General features: G+C 45.6%; 11 protein-coding genes and 1 pseudogene. 7 read left to right on the top strand and 5 right to left on the bottom strand.

All coding sequences use genetic code 11. The features are described from left to right. The first annotated feature begins 245 nt into the window (after positions 1–245). From map to PN466_RS11805, 3 genes are all read left to right on the top strand, one after another. On the top strand, positions 246–1,073 hold the full coding sequence (gene map / locus PN466_RS11795) for a type I methionyl aminopeptidase (protein ID WP_271939831.1): 828 nt from the start codon (positions 246–248) through the stop codon (positions 1,071–1,073). 310 nt (positions 1,074–1,383) lie between these two features. Further along, a complete protein-coding gene (locus PN466_RS11800) occupies positions 1,384–2,793 on the top strand; it encodes an amidase (RefSeq protein ID WP_271939832.1) in 1,410 nt (469 codons plus the stop codon). Between the two features lie 351 nt (positions 2,794–3,144). Then, positions 3,145–4,581 (top strand): alanine/glycine:cation symporter family protein, encoded by a 1,437-nt coding sequence (locus PN466_RS11805; protein ID WP_271939833.1) that lies wholly within the window; start codon positions 3,145–3,147, stop codon positions 4,579–4,581. Between the two features lie 114 nt (positions 4,582–4,695). On the opposite strand, the gene PN466_RS11810 is transcribed toward PN466_RS11805, so the two are convergent. The 3 genes from PN466_RS11810 to PN466_RS11820 form a co-directional block, all read right to left on the bottom strand. Further along, positions 4,696–7,191, bottom strand: coding sequence for an HD family phosphohydrolase (locus PN466_RS11810; protein ID WP_271939834.1), 2,496 nt, complete (start codon positions 7,189–7,191; stop codon positions 4,696–4,698). A 290-nt stretch (positions 7,192–7,481) separates the two neighbouring features. After that, complete coding sequence (locus PN466_RS11815) at positions 7,482–8,207, bottom strand: hypothetical protein (RefSeq protein WP_271939835.1); 726 nt, start codon at positions 8,205–8,207, stop codon at positions 7,482–7,484. An 89-nt stretch (positions 8,208–8,296) separates the two neighbouring features. Continuing rightward, positions 8,297–8,533, bottom strand: coding sequence for a Calvin cycle protein CP12 (locus tag PN466_RS11820; protein ID WP_271939836.1), 237 nt, complete (start codon positions 8,531–8,533; stop codon positions 8,297–8,299). Positions 8,534–8,699: 166 nt separating this feature from the next. On the opposite strand from PN466_RS11820, the gene PN466_RS11825 reads away from it, so the two are divergent. Next, entirely contained in the window at positions 8,700–9,962 is a 1,263-nt protein-coding gene (locus PN466_RS11825; RefSeq protein ID WP_271939837.1) for an FIST signal transduction protein, read from the top strand. Between the two features lie 20 nt (positions 9,963–9,982). Here the strand turns inward: PN466_RS11825 and PN466_RS11830 are convergent, their stop codons facing one another. Next, entirely contained in the window at positions 9,983–11,041 is a 1,059-nt protein-coding gene (locus tag PN466_RS11830; RefSeq protein ID WP_271939838.1) for a GGDEF domain-containing response regulator, read from the bottom strand. A 383-nt stretch (positions 11,042–11,424) separates the two neighbouring features. Between PN466_RS11830 and PN466_RS11835 the strand changes: the two genes are divergently transcribed. From PN466_RS11835 to dnaN, 3 genes are read left to right on the top strand one after another with little or no spacing between them, the layout of a single operon-like run. After that, positions 11,425–13,731: a PAS domain S-box protein gene (locus tag PN466_RS11835; RefSeq protein ID WP_271939839.1), complete on the top strand. Its 2,307-nt coding sequence runs from the start codon at positions 11,425–11,427 to the stop codon at positions 13,729–13,731. 2 nt (positions 13,732–13,733) lie between these two features. Continuing rightward, the gene (locus PN466_RS11840; RefSeq protein ID WP_271939840.1) at positions 13,734–14,846 is read left to right on the top strand and encodes a hybrid sensor histidine kinase/response regulator; all 1,113 of its coding nucleotides are present in this window, start codon (positions 13,734–13,736) and stop codon (positions 14,844–14,846) included. 29 nt (positions 14,847–14,875) lie between these two features. Beyond that, positions 14,876–16,045, top strand: coding sequence for a DNA polymerase III subunit beta (dnaN, locus tag PN466_RS11845; protein WP_271939841.1), 1,170 nt, complete (start codon positions 14,876–14,878; stop codon positions 16,043–16,045). Between the two features lie 235 nt (positions 16,046–16,280). Here dnaN and PN466_RS11850 read toward each other — a convergent pair. Beyond that, positions 16,281–16,993: pseudogene (locus PN466_RS11850) on the bottom strand (DUF4912 domain-containing protein); the annotation flags it as partial.

A 16,993-nucleotide genomic window follows, 5' to 3' on the forward strand; every position in this document is an offset into this window, starting at 1 on the left:
CAGAAAAATCTCCCTCAATCCCCCGATCTTTGGGGGACTTTTAGGGGGGGTTGGGGAGATAAAGACCGACCACACAACAGCAAAAACTGCTATAGCGTTTCTCTCTTCTATGAGGTACAGCTTGAAGCTTTATAACATAAGCCATACAAGCTATTGCCTATTGCCTAGCCTGAAGCGCTATATATGCGTTGCATTCTCTTTATATTGTTAGGTTTTTGTTTTCAATTGGGTTACGAACAACGAACATGAATATTTTTGCTAAACTCTTCTCTCAACCTGTAATGAAACCGCTTTTCGGTCAACGGAATCGAGGTATCGAAATCAAGTCAGAACCCGAAATCGAGATCATGCGAACCAGTGGAAAAATTGTGGCGACGGTTCTCAAAGAAATTGCTGAAATTGCTGAACCGGGGATGACCACTGCCGATCTCGATGCCTATGCAGAACAACGGATTCGCCAGATGGGTGCAACACCAAGTTTTAAGGGATATCATGGCTTTCCGGCTTCAATTTGTGCCTCGGTTAATCATCAAGTTGTTCATGGCATTCCCTCCCGTAAACAAGTCCTAAAATTGGGGGATTTGCTGAAAGTAGATACGGGCGCTTATTATCAGGGTTATCACGGTGATTCGTGTATTACGATTCCCATGGGTAAAATTCCAGACTCAACCCAAAAACTGATGGAAGTCGCAGAACAAGCTCTCTATGAAGGCATAAAACAAGTAAAACCGGGGAACTCGCTGCTAGATATTGCCGGTGGAATTGAAGATTATGTAAGACCTCATGACTATAAAATAGTTGAAAATTATACGGGTCATGGGGTGGGGCGAAACTTGCATGAAGAACCAGCGGTATTTCACTTTCGCACCGATGCCCTACCCAATGTGAAACTGCGTCCAGGAATGACATTAGCGATCGAACCGATTATCAATGCCGGTTCAAAAGTGACTCGTGTTTTACCCGACCAATGGACTGTCGTGACTGTAGATAATACCCTGTCTGCCCAATTTGAGCATACAGTTTTGGTGACCCAGGACGGTTACGAAATTCTCACCGATCGCACCCTGTTGTAGGATATGGAGGGATAACACGGAGAGTAAGTCACAAACATTTAAGGATTTGATATTAGACCTTAATGCAGTACCGGCTATTGCCTATTTCCGATAAAAAACCCCCAGCTGTTAAGAACTGGGGGCGAGATAGGAATCAGGGTGCATCTATTAACTTCTGTTCCCCTAGATAAAACCTCGCTCCGGATAAAATAAAAACTGGATGTCATCAAAGAAAGGGACAATTGGCAAACTGGCCAAGCGATCGCCGCAATAACCGAAACTCCTTTTCATAATAAAGAATGTTCTCATCGAGATCTTAACCCTAATCATAATGAACTCAACCGACCTCGCCTTTACCCCAGCCACAGAACAAACCCAACTGATCCGCAGCAAACAAATTTCTCCCCTAGAATTAGTCGAACTCTATCTAGACCGCATCGCCACTTATGACGGCCAACTGGGTAGCTACTTTACCATCATGGCAGAAGAGGCGATCGCCGATGCCAAAGCCAAAACCGAAACCCTAGCCCAAAACTCCAGCGATCTGCCCCCATTCTTCGGCGTTCCCATCTCCGTTAAAGACCTCAAACGAGTTAAAGACGTGCGCTGTTGCTTTGGAGTCGCTAGCTTAAAAAACGAAATGGCTACCGAAGATGATGGTGTTGTCACCAAACTACGGCAAGCTGGATTTATTCTCCTCGGTAAAACTGCCACCTCCCAACTCGGTTCCATGCCCTTTACCGAACCCCCTGGTTTTCTGCCCACCCGCAACCCCTGGAACTTAGACTATACCTCCGGAGGCTCCAGTGGGGGCGCTTCCTCTGCCCTAGCTGCTGGCCTATGTCCCATTGCCCATGGATCGGATGGTGGGGGTTCAGTACGGGGGCCAGCCGCCTGTTGTGGAGTGGTGGGTTTAAAACCCTCGCGAGGGAGGATTTCCTCCGCTCCTATAGGTGATAGTCTCCACGGTTTAGGAACCAATGGTGTTTTGGCCCGCAATATTGCCGATACGGCCGCCTTACTTGATGCCATGAGCGGTTATGTGACCGGAGACCCCTATTGGTTCCCCGAGGCTTCCATTCCTTTTGCCCAAAGCTACCAAAAACCTCCATCTTCCCTACGAGTTGCCTTTAGTCCAAACTTATCTGATTTTGCTCAAGCTAGTCCAGAATATCAACAAGCGGTCACCGATACCGCCAAGGTATTAGCCGATCTCGGTCATCATGTGGAAGAAGCGTGTCCTGTAGTTTCCGATCTCCAAGAATCCTTTACAACGATTTGGCAGTCTGGAGTAGCGGCTTCTGGTTTACCTCTGGAACTGTTAGAGCCGATTAATCAATGGTTAGCCTCTCGCACCATTAACGCTGGGCAATATCTGCAAGCCGTAAGGGAAATGCAGAGAATTAGCCGACGGATAGTGGGATTTTGGGATGACTATGATGTCTTATTGTTGCCCGTTTATCTCCATCAGCCTATTAAAGTCGGAGAATGGGCAGGTTTAGACCCCACTCAAATCTTTGAAAAGGTCAGCCATTGGGTCGCTCCCTGCCCCCCGTTTAATGCGACGGGACAACCGGCGATCGCTCTTCCTGTAGGATTTGGCGATCGGGGTTTACCCTTGAGCGTGCAACTGGTGGGAAAACCAGGCGCAGAAGCTACACTCTTGTCTTTAGCTGCTCAGTTAGAGCCGATCTACAACTGGGGTCAGTATCGCATACCCGATCTTAAAATGGATTCTTAGTATCGATCGGCTGCTGGTCATAGGTCATCAGGAAGGGCAGAGTGTTAACGTTAACCCATCTATAAAATCGTTTTAGGAATTACGTTTCGGTTTCAGAAGAGGATAAAAGTGCGAACCCAATTGTAGACCTGGATACAGTTATGCCCTCTATTTCAAGTTAAGGTCTACAAAATATTGACAGAAAGTAGATCATTTTAATCTAAGTGTTATCGCATAGAATGCATCTTGGGGTTGAGTCAGTCACCTTACGGGCTATCACCCTGGTTTTTTGTGTATTCATGCTCTCAAAAGTTCTAGCACTGTTGGCTAAATCTGATCTCCTCGGTTCGTTTAATATGAGGCTATGAAACCGTGTTGAGCTTTTTAAATGATTTAATTTGGGGCAAAATTTTAGTCGTTGTCTTAGTCCCAATTGGTCTTTATTTTTCCATCCGATCGCGCTTTGTTCAGTTTCGCTATTTTGGGCAGATGTTGGGCAATCTCCAAGATGCCTTTGCTAAAGAAGAAGGACATCTGAGTTCCTTTCAAGCCCTTGCCCTGAGTGTAGCTGGACGGGTTGGAGGGGGCAATATTGCCGGGGTTGCTGTTGCCATTACCCTAGGCGGCCCGGGTGCAATTTTTTGGATGTGGGTTATTGGGATAGTGGGTATGGCCACTAGCTTTTTTGAATGTATGATTGCCCAAGTTTTCAAAACGGCTGAACCGGACGGTTCCTATCGCGGTGGCCCAGCATATTACATGGAACGGGGTTTGAAACAGCCTTGGATGGCGGGTATCTTTTCTATACTCTTACTGGTCACATTTGGCTTTGGGTTCAACGCAGTTCAGTCCTATACCGTAGCCACCTCTTTTCAAGAAACCTTTGGTTTAAATCCAAATATCACTGGTTTTGCTCTCATGGTAGTTCTAGGGATAATTATTTTTGGGGGTGTAAAGCGTATTGCTGAGGTTGCGGAGTACGTTGTTCCCTTTATGGCCATCGGATATTTCCTCCTCGCTCTCTTTGTAATTGTGACTAACTTGGGGCAAATTCCCGCCGTATTTACCACCATTGTGCAGAGTGCATTTGGCGTGAAAACAGCGATCGCCGGAGGGGTGGGAACCACCATCATGTACGGCATCAAGCGCGGCTTATTCTCCAATGAAGCCGGTTTAGGTAGCGCTCCTAACGTAGCGGCGATCGCCTATGTCAAACATCCCGTAGAACAGGGCATTGTCCAAGCTCTCAGCGTCTTCATCGACACTCTGATCCTCTGTTCCTGCACCGCATTCGTGATCTTGCTTTCTTCGGTCTATGAACCGGGTAACGATACATTAGGAGGGGTCACCCTCACTCAACAAGCTATGGCTGAACATATTGGTTGGTGGGGTCAGGCTTTTATCACCATTTCTCTATTCCTGTTTGCCTTTACCTCCATCATTTATAACTACTACTTGGGCGAGAATAGTCTCAACTTTTTCAGCAACGAAAATAAGACCCTATTCAATGTCTTTCGAGTTTTGACCTTGACCCTAGTGATCTGGGGGGCAGTGCAAGATTTGGGTACGGTCTTTGGCTTTGCAGATGTCACCATGGGACTCTTAGCCCTAGTTAATTTAGCGGCTCTATTGCTGCTCTCTAATGTTGGGTTTGCTGTCCTCGACGACTACGATCTGCAAATAAAAAATGGACAAACGCCTGTCTTTGTCGGCGATCGCTTTGCCAGTCTGGCTATTGACCCCCAAGCCTGGGTTTCTGAAGCCATAGCTTCGAGTGGTCTAGAAGCTGCCGATCCAGAGCTTTCATAGCCCATATAAACTGGGCTATCCTGGAGAAAATGTGCCGTGAAAGGTTAGTCTTCTCTAACCTCTCATGGCAAGTAATAAAGAGTAAACAGCGTAAACCTAATTTTCCCTATTCCCTTACTTAGGTAGTGCCCCTTTAGGATAAGCAATTCGCTTATGATTAAACTGTTGCCAAACACGAACAAACGTATCCGCAATTATGGGCATTTCCTCACGCTTCAAACCAGAATCAACCAACTGATGATCTTGCCATCTCGCTCTGAGAATTTTATTCACCATCCCTAAAGCCTCTTCATAGGTGGCTTCTTTGAGCGATCGCAAGGCAGCTTCACAAGAATCGGCTAACATCACAATACCCGTTTCCCGTGATTGGGGAATCGGCCCTGGATAGCGAAAATCCTCTTCCTTCACAATTACACTCGGATCAGCCTCAGCCATTTGTTTGGCTTGATAATAGAAAAAGGCAATTAACATCGACCCTTGATGTTCGGGAATAAAGGCCTGTATCGCTTTCGGTAGGCGATACTGTTTCGCCAATACCAAACCTTCACTCACATGCTTCTTAATAATTTCTGCACTTTTCCAGGGGTCTTGAATCTCATCGTGTTTATTCGGCCCACCCATTTGATTTTCAATAAATCCGAGGGGATCGTGCATCTTACCAATATCATGGTACAGGGTTCCAGCACGGACTAGCTCACAATTGCCCCCCAGGTTACGAGTGGCCGCTTCTGCGAGGGTGGCAACAAATAAAGTATGTTGAAACGTTCCAGGAGCTTCAGCCGCTAACCGTTGTAGCAGGGGACGATTAGGGTTAGAAATTTCTGCCAAGCGCACCGGAGTGACCAAATCAAACAAATGTTCCAGATAGGGACTCAATCCTAAAGCAGCAATACTCGAAGCTAATCCTCCCAACCCTTGCAGAGCAGCACGAGTTAACAGAGGTTGCCAAGTAATTCCCGGAATAGCAGTTTGAATTAGAGTGACCACCAAATAGGCAAACCCTTGGGTTAAACCGACTCCTATCCCCAAAACAGAAGCTTCTTCACGCGATCGCATCCGGCCCGCCATCATTCCAGCTAAGATCCCTCCAGCAGCACTGGCTAACCACTGATTCCAAATCACATCCATACCAATTGGCAATACAGCAGCCGTCAAACCGACTACAGTCGTGGCGATACTAGAGCCATAAAAGCCTCCCAACAATAAGCCAATTCCCGATAGGGCGATCGACGGTAACTTAAGGCTAACCAACAAGGGAGACGTTAAGGTCAGCAAAAGGATCAGAATTCGGTCTCGTTGACGCATTCCCGGATGAACCCGCCTTGCCACGATCCAAAAAACGGTCACTGAGCCACCGATCAGCAAAGCATAAGCACTTAATCCTTCCCAATTAATCTGACGCTGGCTTAATTCAAAATGGTCAATGAGGACAAACTGTTTGTCAGAAATCTTATCCCCTTTACTGACAATTATTTCCCCCTCATGCACCTGATACTCAATGGGGGGGAAAGCCTCAGCCGCTTTTTCCGCCAAGCGGTTGGCTTCTTCTTTATCATGAATGAGATTATGTTGTCCCTTCAGAACGGTATGGAGCGTATCCGAGGCAAACTTCTGTGTTTCTGGGGGCACTAAATCTTGCACTTGCAGGGCGATCGCCTGTTGCAATTGTCGCTCTGGCAGACCTTCAGCCAGACCTTGGGTCAAAATCCGCTCCAGACTTCGCTTGACACCGGTTTGGGTCTCTTCCCAAGTGGCAGCACTCCAATCAAATAAAGCAGGAGGATACAAGTTGATACTATTGTCGGTCTGTTGTATCTTCAGTTGATCTGCAGCCAATTCATAGTTATTCCGGGACTCAGAAATCTTAAATACAAGATTTGCCCAGTCACTGGCTGAACTCTGTTGTTTCACACTTTGCAATTGGGCGATCGCCCCCTGAAGTTGGGGATTCAGCACCAGTGGATATTGAAGATCACCTGGAGAATTATTCGTGCTAGACGGTTGTTCCGCTTCCTGTTGTGCCGTTTCTTCTACAGGAAACATTTGGAGGATTTCTAGAATTTGTTGCCATTGGCTATTCGAGAGTTGGCGTAAATAGCGCTGCGTTTCTACAGGCAATAGGGAGTCCTCCACATAAGGAAATTCACCCGTTTGCCGCCGCCAATAAGCCCCAGGAGCCAATAAACTCGTTAGAGTATTCTGAAGTTCTTGGTTTAACTCCAAATTAATTTTCAGTACCGTATAGGAACCGCTACGGATTAATTTTCGCCGATTTTCCGTTTCCTTTTCATCAATCACCTTTTCTGTGCGCGGAGTAATGATGGTTTCTGGAGCTAACGTGCCCGGTCGCAGTTGGGGCGCGCTGTAGAAGCGATAACCGAAAGAACTGGTTACTGAAGCAACGGCAACCACAAAAAAAGCCGTAGGGGGAATTTTTTTGACTGATATTTGGCGAGCAACATTCTGGGGTGGATAAGCAACATCAGTCCCTGGTGTTTTCTCAGAAAGGGAAGAGGCTTTGTATCCAGGTTGGCATTGTTTGGGAGCATTGGTGATGTACATTCGCCACCATTGGTCTACCCGTTTACTCAGTGCTTGCAAAGATTTCATTGTGGCACCCAACTCAAATTGGCTACAGGGTTTTTGATCTGGCCACAGTTAAATGGGGCCAAGACAATACTCCAGTGGGTTTGGTTTAAGCTCGTTTTGCTTACTCCTTCCTAGTTATTAGGAGAATTTAGCACATCTTTAGTGTCTTTCAATCTAGACTATCTTAGCGTGACCCGATCTTTTCTGGATCGCTCCTGGATCGGGAGTCGGGGGTGGAGAGATCCTCCAGACACTCTAAAGATGGGGATACGGGGATCGGGAAAATCCCCAACTATCGATTACCAAAATTTTTAATTTTTAATGGAGACTAGATCGGCTCCTGACCAACTGGCGAGCAGATGGGCGCTGAGGGTATTTAAGGCTTTGATCCCATGGGGCCAAGGTGTTTTGGAATTTTGAATTTTCTCTGCTAAGAAAATTTGCCAGGGTAGGGGAATGCCGAGACGAGTTTGGTAAGTTCCGCAGAGGGTTGCAGCAATACGACTGCTCAGGAAGGGTTGTTGGGGATTTTGCTGGGCTAGGGCGATCGCCCCTGGAAAAGATTCAGAACTCTGTACAAAGCTCTCTAAACCCTGAAGCAGGGCAGAGTGAGCGGGCAAATTATCTAAAGCATTGGGTTTAACCTGGGCTAAGTGAGATCGCCCATCAGCGATTAATTGATGCGGAGTGACAGAGCCTTCAACCAAGGCACTGAGGCTGATCGCGATCTGTAAACCCAGGATTTGGCAATTTGAAGATAACTGATAGTGGTCGGCGATCGCTTGCCAATTTTCCACCAAGGACTCTCGGTTTTCATGGAAATACAGGGATATCGGTATAATCAAGCCAGTTACTTCCCAAGGCTGGGCAACGGGCAGCGCCTGGAACCTTAACATGCCCTGTTGACTAAACTGTTGACATCCTTGAACCACCAAAGTTCCCCAAACAGAATCCGAAATCGGGGAATGAGAATCAGCGATCGCCGCGCCCCAGAGTGCGCCCTGAAAGCGGCTAGATAATGGAGTGGTGATGTGCATCAAAAATTAACCCTTTCAACGAAAAGGCTGAGTGAAAGGGGTCACTCAGCCTCATAATAATGATTTACCCAAGACTCAGATCTAAGGGTTTAGTCCTCATAAATCCGACATTCAGCCGCATCGGGATTATTATCACAATATTGTTCAAACCCAGTTTTGGGCTTGACTTGCTTTTGGTGAGAAGCTTCTGCTTGCAGTTCTTCAACCGCATCCCAAGCCGCAGCACATTCAGGTGAGTTAGCCCCTTGTGCATCACAAACGGCACGAGCTTCAGTTAACTCTTGGTCAATTTTCTCTTCCATCTTCGATTGGGTGTTGTTCGTCATAAGATAGGGTTCTAGATTTTCAGTAAGTGTTCTTCAAGGATACGTTAAACCACTCGGCCCGTTTCTGCACTATCCTAACAATTCACAATCGAATCTGAACGAAGGGCACATATTAATTTAATATTAAAACAGGTTTACACAACAGGGGAGTCGAAGATTGGAGCAGATGCAATGGGCAAATGCCTTATCTACCCGTCCATCTCTGGAGGCTGCGATCTCTGAAGTTGTCGAAACAGTCCATCGACAAATGCCCGAACCTGCCTCTATTGCGCTAGTCTTTATCTCGTCTGCCTTTACCAGCGAATTTTCCCGCTTAATGCCCTTGCTGCAAGAAAAGCTCAACACCAGAGTGTTGATCGGCTGTGGAGGTGGAGGGATCATTGGGATGGTCTCTGGCGAGACTCCTGAAGAATTTGAAGATCAAGCGGCCTTAAGTTTGACTTTAGCCCGATTGCCGGGTATTCAGGTCAATGCCTTTTACATTGATACCGAAGAATTACCCGATCTCGATGGCCCTCCCGATCCATGGGTGGAGTTAGTGGGGGTATCTCCCGAACGCCATCCCCATTTGATTCTCTTGGGCGATCCGATGTCCCCTGGTTTGAATGATTTGCTTCAAGGTTTAGATTTTGCCTATCCCCATAGTCTGAAAGTGGGGGGGTTGGCTAGTTCAAGTCCGGTCAATCAAGGCAGTAGTTTATTTTATAACTACGAACTCTATAGCGAGGGAATCGTGGGTTTAGCCCTGAGTGGCAACATTGCCGTAGAGACGATTGTAGCTCAAGGTTGCCGTCCCATTGGTTCGATTTATCAAATTACCAAGGCTGAACGTAATATTGTTTTAGAATTGCAAGAAGAAGAAGCTAGTGGATTTCAGGGCGGTAAAACTGGGGTTCCCTTGGAAATTTTACGCGAAACTGTGGCTAACTTAAGTGAAGAAGACCGGGAGTTGGCCCAAGATTCCCTGTTTGTAGGCGTGGCAACGGATAGTTTTAAGACTGAGCTGGAACCGGAGGATTTTTTAATTCGCAATTTGTTGGGGATTGATCCCAGGATAGGTGCTTTGGCGATCGCCGAACGGGTGCGAATTGCTCAACGGATTCAATTTCATCTGCGGGATGCTTTAGCCTCCCAAGAAGAGTTACGAACTCTATTGGAGCGATACCAGCAGCAATTAGATCAGCACACTGGGGGCAAGCTGTTCTTGTCATCAAGTTGTCCTTCCAAAGTGGGTGCTTTAATGTTTACCTGTTTGGGGCGAGGAGAACAACTGTATGACGAGCCGAATGTTGATTCAGGATTATTTCAGAGATACTTTCCATCGATTCCCCTGAGTGGTTTTTTCTGTCAAGGTGAGATTGGCCCAGTGGGTGGTAATACGTTTTTACATGGATATACATCTGTGTTTGCCATTTTCTATCAACCCTAGAGAGGAGCCAGACAGCACAGTTACAAGGAGTACTCACTGGGTTCATCGGATTCTTCCAGGCGATCGCGACCTTGTTCTTTAGCTCGGTATAATCCTCGGTCAGCCGCTTGAATCAGTTGTATTGCTGAACAGTTGTCTTCTGGAAAGGCACAGGCAATGCCTAAGCTGAGGGTAATATAGTCGCTGACCTCAGATTGAGCATGGGGAATGTGTAGTTGCCTGATTTCGTGGCGAATATTTCGGGCTACAGCGATCGCTCCAATTGCATCGGTTTGAGGTAGAATCACCGCAAATTCTTCTCCACCGTAGCGAGCGACTAAATCTTGGGGACGACGGACGGCTCTCTGAATACCTTGGGCAATCTCTTGTAAGCAGCGATCGCCCTGAAGATGGCCGTAGCAATCGTTATAGAGCTTAAAATAATCCACATCCGCCAGAATCAAGGATAAGGGAGTTTGGGCCCGTTTCATTTGTCGGACTTCCCTCTCCAAAGTTTCATCAAAGTAATGACGGTTTGCTAGCTGGGTGAGGCGATCGATACCTGCTAACCGTTGCAATTCTTGATTGGCATCGGTGAGTTCCTGAAACTTTTGAGTTTGTTCCCACCAGCGTTTCACCCGTTGTACTAGGAGCGTGCCATGAATGGGTTTAGCAATCATATCGACAATGCCCAAATTCAAGGCTTGAGTGACCCAATCTGGATCATCTAGGGAATGGAGCATAAAAATCCCTGGAGTCTCGGAGGTCGTTTTGGCATACCACAAGGTTTGCAACTGTTGACAACAGGTGAGGCTATCGCCATCGGAGAGTGAACCATCTAATAAAATAATATCTGGCTCCGTTTGTTGAGCTAGGCGTAACCCAGCTATTGCTCCATCCACTTCAGTGACGGCGTAGCCTTGATTGCTCATCAGGGTACGGATCTCAGAGCGTAGTTGAGGATCTGCGGCGATCGCCAATACCCTGGGAGGGTTAGCAGCATAAGGATTGCCCCGTCCTCCAGAAATTAATTCAAAGGGGCTGCCAGGTACAGGAAATTTGATTGGGGATGAATGATGAGAATCAATAGAAAATAGCATTTCCAAATCACTTGAACTCTACTATTCTACTATCGAACATCCCTTGAAGTTTCTCAGTGATAGAGCTATGGAAAGAGGGTGATAGTACCTAAGTTCTGTGAGTGACTGAGCTAAAGCCTCGTAAGTGAGCGCGATCACGCCCTGAAAATGCCAATATAGAAGGAGTGAGAGTTCATGCTAGGGAGTGATTGCCCGTGGATGAGTTGCGAGTTGAGGAGCTTGAGCGCTTAAAGCATCGGGTTCGAGAATTAGAGGCAGAAAATAAAGTTCTACGAAGAAGGTGTAGGGATCTTTATTGGGGTGAGGGGAGAGCTGCAAGATCCGTAAGCAAGAACCTTGAGTCAGAGCAAGAAGTCGAGTCTGGGGTTCAAGAATCCAGGGTTGTGTTAGATAAAGAAATGCAGATGCGCTCTATTTTTCAGGCGATGCAGGATGTTGTTTTGGTTTTGGATGCCGATCTTCAGGAAATTGAGGTCATTCCGACCCATCCGATGATGTTCGCCCATCCTCAGTGGGATATTGTCAATCAGACTTTGGAGTTGTTTTGGGATGGAGACCAAACTGAAATTTTTCGCAGTCAAATTGAGCGATCGCTTGCCCGTCAGTATCCTGTAACGTTCGAGTATAGTGTGCGCCAAGGCAATCGAGATTTATGGTTTACGAGTCATATTTCACCGATTTCTAAGACTTCGGTCGTTTGGGTAGCACGGGAAATTACAGATCGTAAGGAGGCAGAGCTGCGACTTCAGAATATTCGGGAACAGCTCGAGATGATTGTGGAGCAGAGAACAGGAGCACTGCAACGGTTGAATGCTGAGTTAGAGCAGCGAGTACAGGAGCGCACAGCCCAGTTACAGGAAGTCAATGAGCAGTTGCGTCAGGAAATTGGCGATCGCCACCACGCTCAGGAGGAATTGAGGCGCTCTAAGCAGTTGTTGCAATTGGTGATGGATAACATTCCTCAATTTATTGTTTGGAAAGATTTACATTCGATGTATTTGGGCTGTAATCGGAATTTTGCCCAGTTAGCTGGGTTATCTACCCCAGAAGAGATTGTGGGGAAAACGGATTATGATTTGTTTTGGACTCGCGACGAGGCCGATTGGTATCGACAGGGCGATCGTCGAGTCATGAATCGCAATCACCCAGAATACCATCGAATAGAAAGCAAGCTGAAAGAAGATGGCACTCGTTTATGGATTGATACCAATACGATTCCTCTCCATGATGCTAAAGATCAAGTAGTAGGAATTTTGAGAACCTATGAAAATGTTACCGAACGTAAGCAAATTGAAGAACAATTACGATTAACTCAATTTACTCTCAATCGCCTAGGCGATATCGTAGTCCTGATGTCTACTGAGGCACAATTGTTTTATGTGAATGACTCAGCTTGTCGAACATTGGGATATGAGCAATCGGAGTTATTAAATCTGAAGTTTTATCAAATTGATACCTTCTATTCTGCTGAAAGTTGGCAAGATCGTTGGCATGAATTACGTCAGTTAAAATCTCTAACCTGTGAATCGATTCTTTGGACAAGCAGTGGTGTGCCGATTCCCGTAGAAGTGCGGATGAATTATTTAAAGTTTAATGGTAAAGAATATAATTGTGGAATTTTTCGAGATATTTCCGAACGCAAAAAAGCAGAGGAAGCACTGCGGGAAAGTGAGGAACGATTTAGAGCAATTTTTGAGCAGGTCGCTGTGGGCATGGCAATTGTGACTTTAAATGGGCATTTTTTCCGAGTCAATCAGAAATTTTGTGATATTCTTGGATATAATCGCCCCGAAATGCTATCAAGAACGTTTGAAGATATTACTGCTCCAGAAGATTTAGGGAAATTGATGGGCACTATCGACCGTATATTGACTGAAGATAATCCCAGTGAAACTATAGAGAGTCAATATATTTGTAAGGATAACAAAATAGTTTGGGGTCATGTCACGATCTCCTTAGTCCGCAAGACTTCTGGGGAGAATCATTATTATATTTGGGTATTTGAAGAAATTAGCGATCGCAAACAAGCCGAAGAAAAACTTAAAGCTTCTCTGAGAGAAAAAGAGGTTTTACTCAAGGAGATTCATCATCGGGTTAAAAACAATTTAATGGTCGTGTCTAACCTCTTGGAATTGCAGTCTGAATATCTAGAAAATTCCAGTCTAATAAAAATCTTATCAGACAGCCAAAATCGAATTTATTCGATGTTATTAATTCATGAGAAATTGTACAGAACCACAAATCTAGATCGGGTTCAATTGGATGATTACTTAGAATCTTTAGTCGCAGGATTATTGGATTCCTATCAAGGTCGAGAACAAAAGGTTGAGTTGATCTTAAATTTAAATCCCATTCACCTGAATGTTGAAACAGCTAATCCTTGTGGATTAATTGTTAATGAATTAGTCTCTAACGCCTTAAAACATGCCTTTCCTAACAAACCTCAAAACCATCAAGATATCATTTGGGTAGGACTAGAAAAAAATGAAGATCGGGTCATCACTATAGAGGTAAAAGATAATGGGATTGGATTGCCCGCTAATTTTGATATTCGCCAAGTGGATACCATGGGATTAGAATTGGTCTGCACTTTGGCCGATCAACTAAAAACTAAGCCAGAAATAATTCCCGGTATAGGAACTCATATTCGGTTGAAATTCTTGGAACTCAAATATCCTCGGAGGTGGTAATTATGGGAAACCTTAAAATCTTAATTGTAGAAGATGAATTGTTGATTGCTAAAGGACTGGCTAGAAAATTAAAAAAACTGGGATATCCGGTCATAGAGATTGTCGCTTCTGGAGAAGAAGCCATCCAGTATAGCAAAATCAATCAGCCAGATTTGATCTTAATGGATATTGTTCTAGAGGGAGATATGGATGGCATTGAAGCTGCTCAAAAAATCAATGAGTTTCAGTCTATTCCGATCATCTATTTAACGGCTTATGCTGATGATGACACCCTGGTGAGAGCAGAAGAGACTAATTATTATGGTTATTTACTCAAACCCTATAAAGAGAGAGAATTGTATGCTACCATGAAAATGGCATTGAAACAATGGGAAGAAAATCAAATTCTCCGTAAATCTTTATCCCTTGCCCATGCCAAAAGCGAAGAACAATCACGCTACTTATCGATTACATCCCATGATTTGAGAAATCCCTTAACAACGATTCAAGTATCGGCAGAGATGCTCAAAGACTATGGCGATAAATTATCGGAAGAAAAAAAACAGAAGCATTTAGACTGGATTAAGTCTTCAGTTAAGAACATGAATAGCTTGCTCGAAGATATTCTCACCCTGCATCAAGCGGATGCGGGAAAAATAACCTTTGAACCCCAACAGGTCAATGTGGTGGAATTGACTGAATCCATTGTCCAGAATTTTGAGGCGATCGCCACTGAGAAGCATCAAATCATCGTGCAAGCGTCACCACCGGAAATTATTGCCTCCTGCGATATTAAATTGCTCTACCATATTTTAGGGAACTTACTCTCCAACGCCATTAAATACTCACCAGATGGGGGACGCATTATCCTGGACATCTCCCTGACAGCCACGGATGTTATCTTTGTTATTGAAGATCAAGGGATTGGATTTCCACCAGACTATCAACCCAAACTCTTTACCCAATTTGAACGAGCTTCTAATGTTGGCTCGATTAAAGGAACCGGTTTAGGACTCTCCATTGTTAAATATGCTGTAGAGTGCCATGGGGGAAGTATTAGTCTCACCTCTCAAGAAGGAATAGGGACAAAGGCAATCATTTCTCTCCCCTGTCTTCCCCCAGTCCCTGTAAACTAGATCGAGCTATCTGATATTGATCTGCATCCATGAAACTGGTCTGTACCCAAAGTGACCTTAGCACTAACCTCTCCCTCGTGAGTCGAGCTATTCCGTCGCGTCCCTCTCAACCCATTCTCAGTAACGTTCGGTTTATTGCCGATCTCCAAAATCAAGAAGTGAGTCTCACGGCTTTCGACCTCAGTCTGGGTATTCAAGCTCGTTTTCCCGCCACGGTAGAAGAAGATGGAGATCTGGCCCTTCCTGCTAAACTCCTCAATGACATGATCTCTCGACTCCCTTCAGGCGATCTCACCCTAGAGACTGACTCTGATGATGGCGAAACCCTTGACCCAAATGTAACCATTACCTGCTCCTGCGGACGCTATCAACTCCGAGGACTTGACCCTGAAGACTATCCAGCCTTACCCATCATTGACACTGGCGAAATCCTTACCCTTCCCTCAGCAGCTATTCTCGAAGGGTTGCGTGGCTGTTTGTTTGCAACCAGCTTAGACGAAACCAAACAAGTCTTAACCGGAGTTCATTTAACCGTTAAAGAAGATAGCGTAGAATTTGCCGCTACAGATGGTCATCGTCTAGCCGTTGTCACCACCAGTACAGAAAAAGATGAAGAAGAAAATGTGACTCCCATTCAGTCCAATATTCCCTTTGAAGTCACCGTTCCCGGTCGCGCTCTGCGGGAAATTGAACGCATGATTGGTTCACACAAAGAAGACATCAGCGTAGATTTAACTGTAGACGAGGGCCAAGTTGTATTTCAACTTCCCTCTTGTCGCCTTAATTGTCGCACCCTAGACGGCCAATATCCGGCTTATGAACAACTCATTCCCCAAGTCTTTGAACGGCAAATCGATCTCGATCGCCGCCAACTGTTAAGCTCAGTCGAACGGATTGCCATTCTCGCCGATCAGAAAAATAATGTGATCATGTTTAGCCTCCAAGGTGAGACTCAAGAAGTCATTCTGTCTGTCGAAGCAACGGATGTAGGTTCAGCAACTGAGTCCATTTCCGCAACCATTTCCGGAGAAGATTTGCAAATTGCCTTTAATGTGAAATATTTGGTCGATGCACTCAAGGCTATTCCTTCCCAAGAGTTGAAAATTCAGGTCAATACAGCCGATAAACCGGTAATTTTGTCTCCCCTTGGTGCGATCCAAATGACTTGTTTATTAATGCCAGTTCAAATTCGCAGTTAAAAGGGGATGCCTGGCAACGTTTCTTATGGCTCCCTACCCTAGGAGTATGGTGGATTACAGCAGTTTCTGCTCTGATCTCTCTACCCTTAAGCCTCCTTGTCACCTCTTGAGGTCCGCGACAGCAGAAATCGCTGTATGGTTTTGGATGATTGGCAGAAGAAAACCCGGTTTAAAAGCTAAATCGGGTATCACTAAAAACGGAAATTAATTTTTTGACTCACCAGAGCAAGAATCTTTACGATTCAACCCATTCTAAAACTGCCTCTTCTTTTGTATTCGTATCACGAGAAGGGGTTTTGCGGGTAAATTGCATATGAACAGAACGGTTTTGTACTCCATCAGCCGCAACTGCCATAATCGGATAATCAATTAAACCATCTTGGAAAGACATCTGGAATCGGAATGTTCCATCTGGATTGAGTTTAATCGGTTTACCACCAATGGTCACTGTAGCATCAGGTTCCGTTGCACCATATACAATGAGTTCTGCATCAGCTACCAACCAGAACTTGCGCGGTTGAATAGGAGGGGCAGAGAAGCCTACTCCAGACATATGTACACCAGACATAGTCGGCATTTCCATACCAGCTCCGGACATGGTTTGTCCCACACCAGACATAGTTAAACCGGCTCCAGACATGGTTTGACCTACACCGGACATGGTTTGACCCACACCGGACATAGTTAAGCCAACCCCAGAGGTAGTTAGTCCTACACCCGAGGTGGTCAGGCCCACGCCCGAAGTGGTCAGTCCTACACCGGACATGGTTTGACCTACACCAGACATAGTTAAGCCAACCCCAGAGGTAGTTAGTCCTACACCCGAGGTGGTCAGTCCTACACCCGAGGTGGTCAGTCCTACACCCGAGGTGGTCAGTCCTACACCGGACATGGTTTGACCTACACCAGACATAGTTAAGCCAACCCCAGAGGTAGTTAGTCCTACAC

This window comes from Roseofilum reptotaenium CS-1145 (genome assembly GCF_028330985.1).
Classification (GTDB): domain Bacteria; phylum Cyanobacteriota; class Cyanobacteriia; order Cyanobacteriales; family Desertifilaceae; genus Roseofilum; species Roseofilum reptotaenium.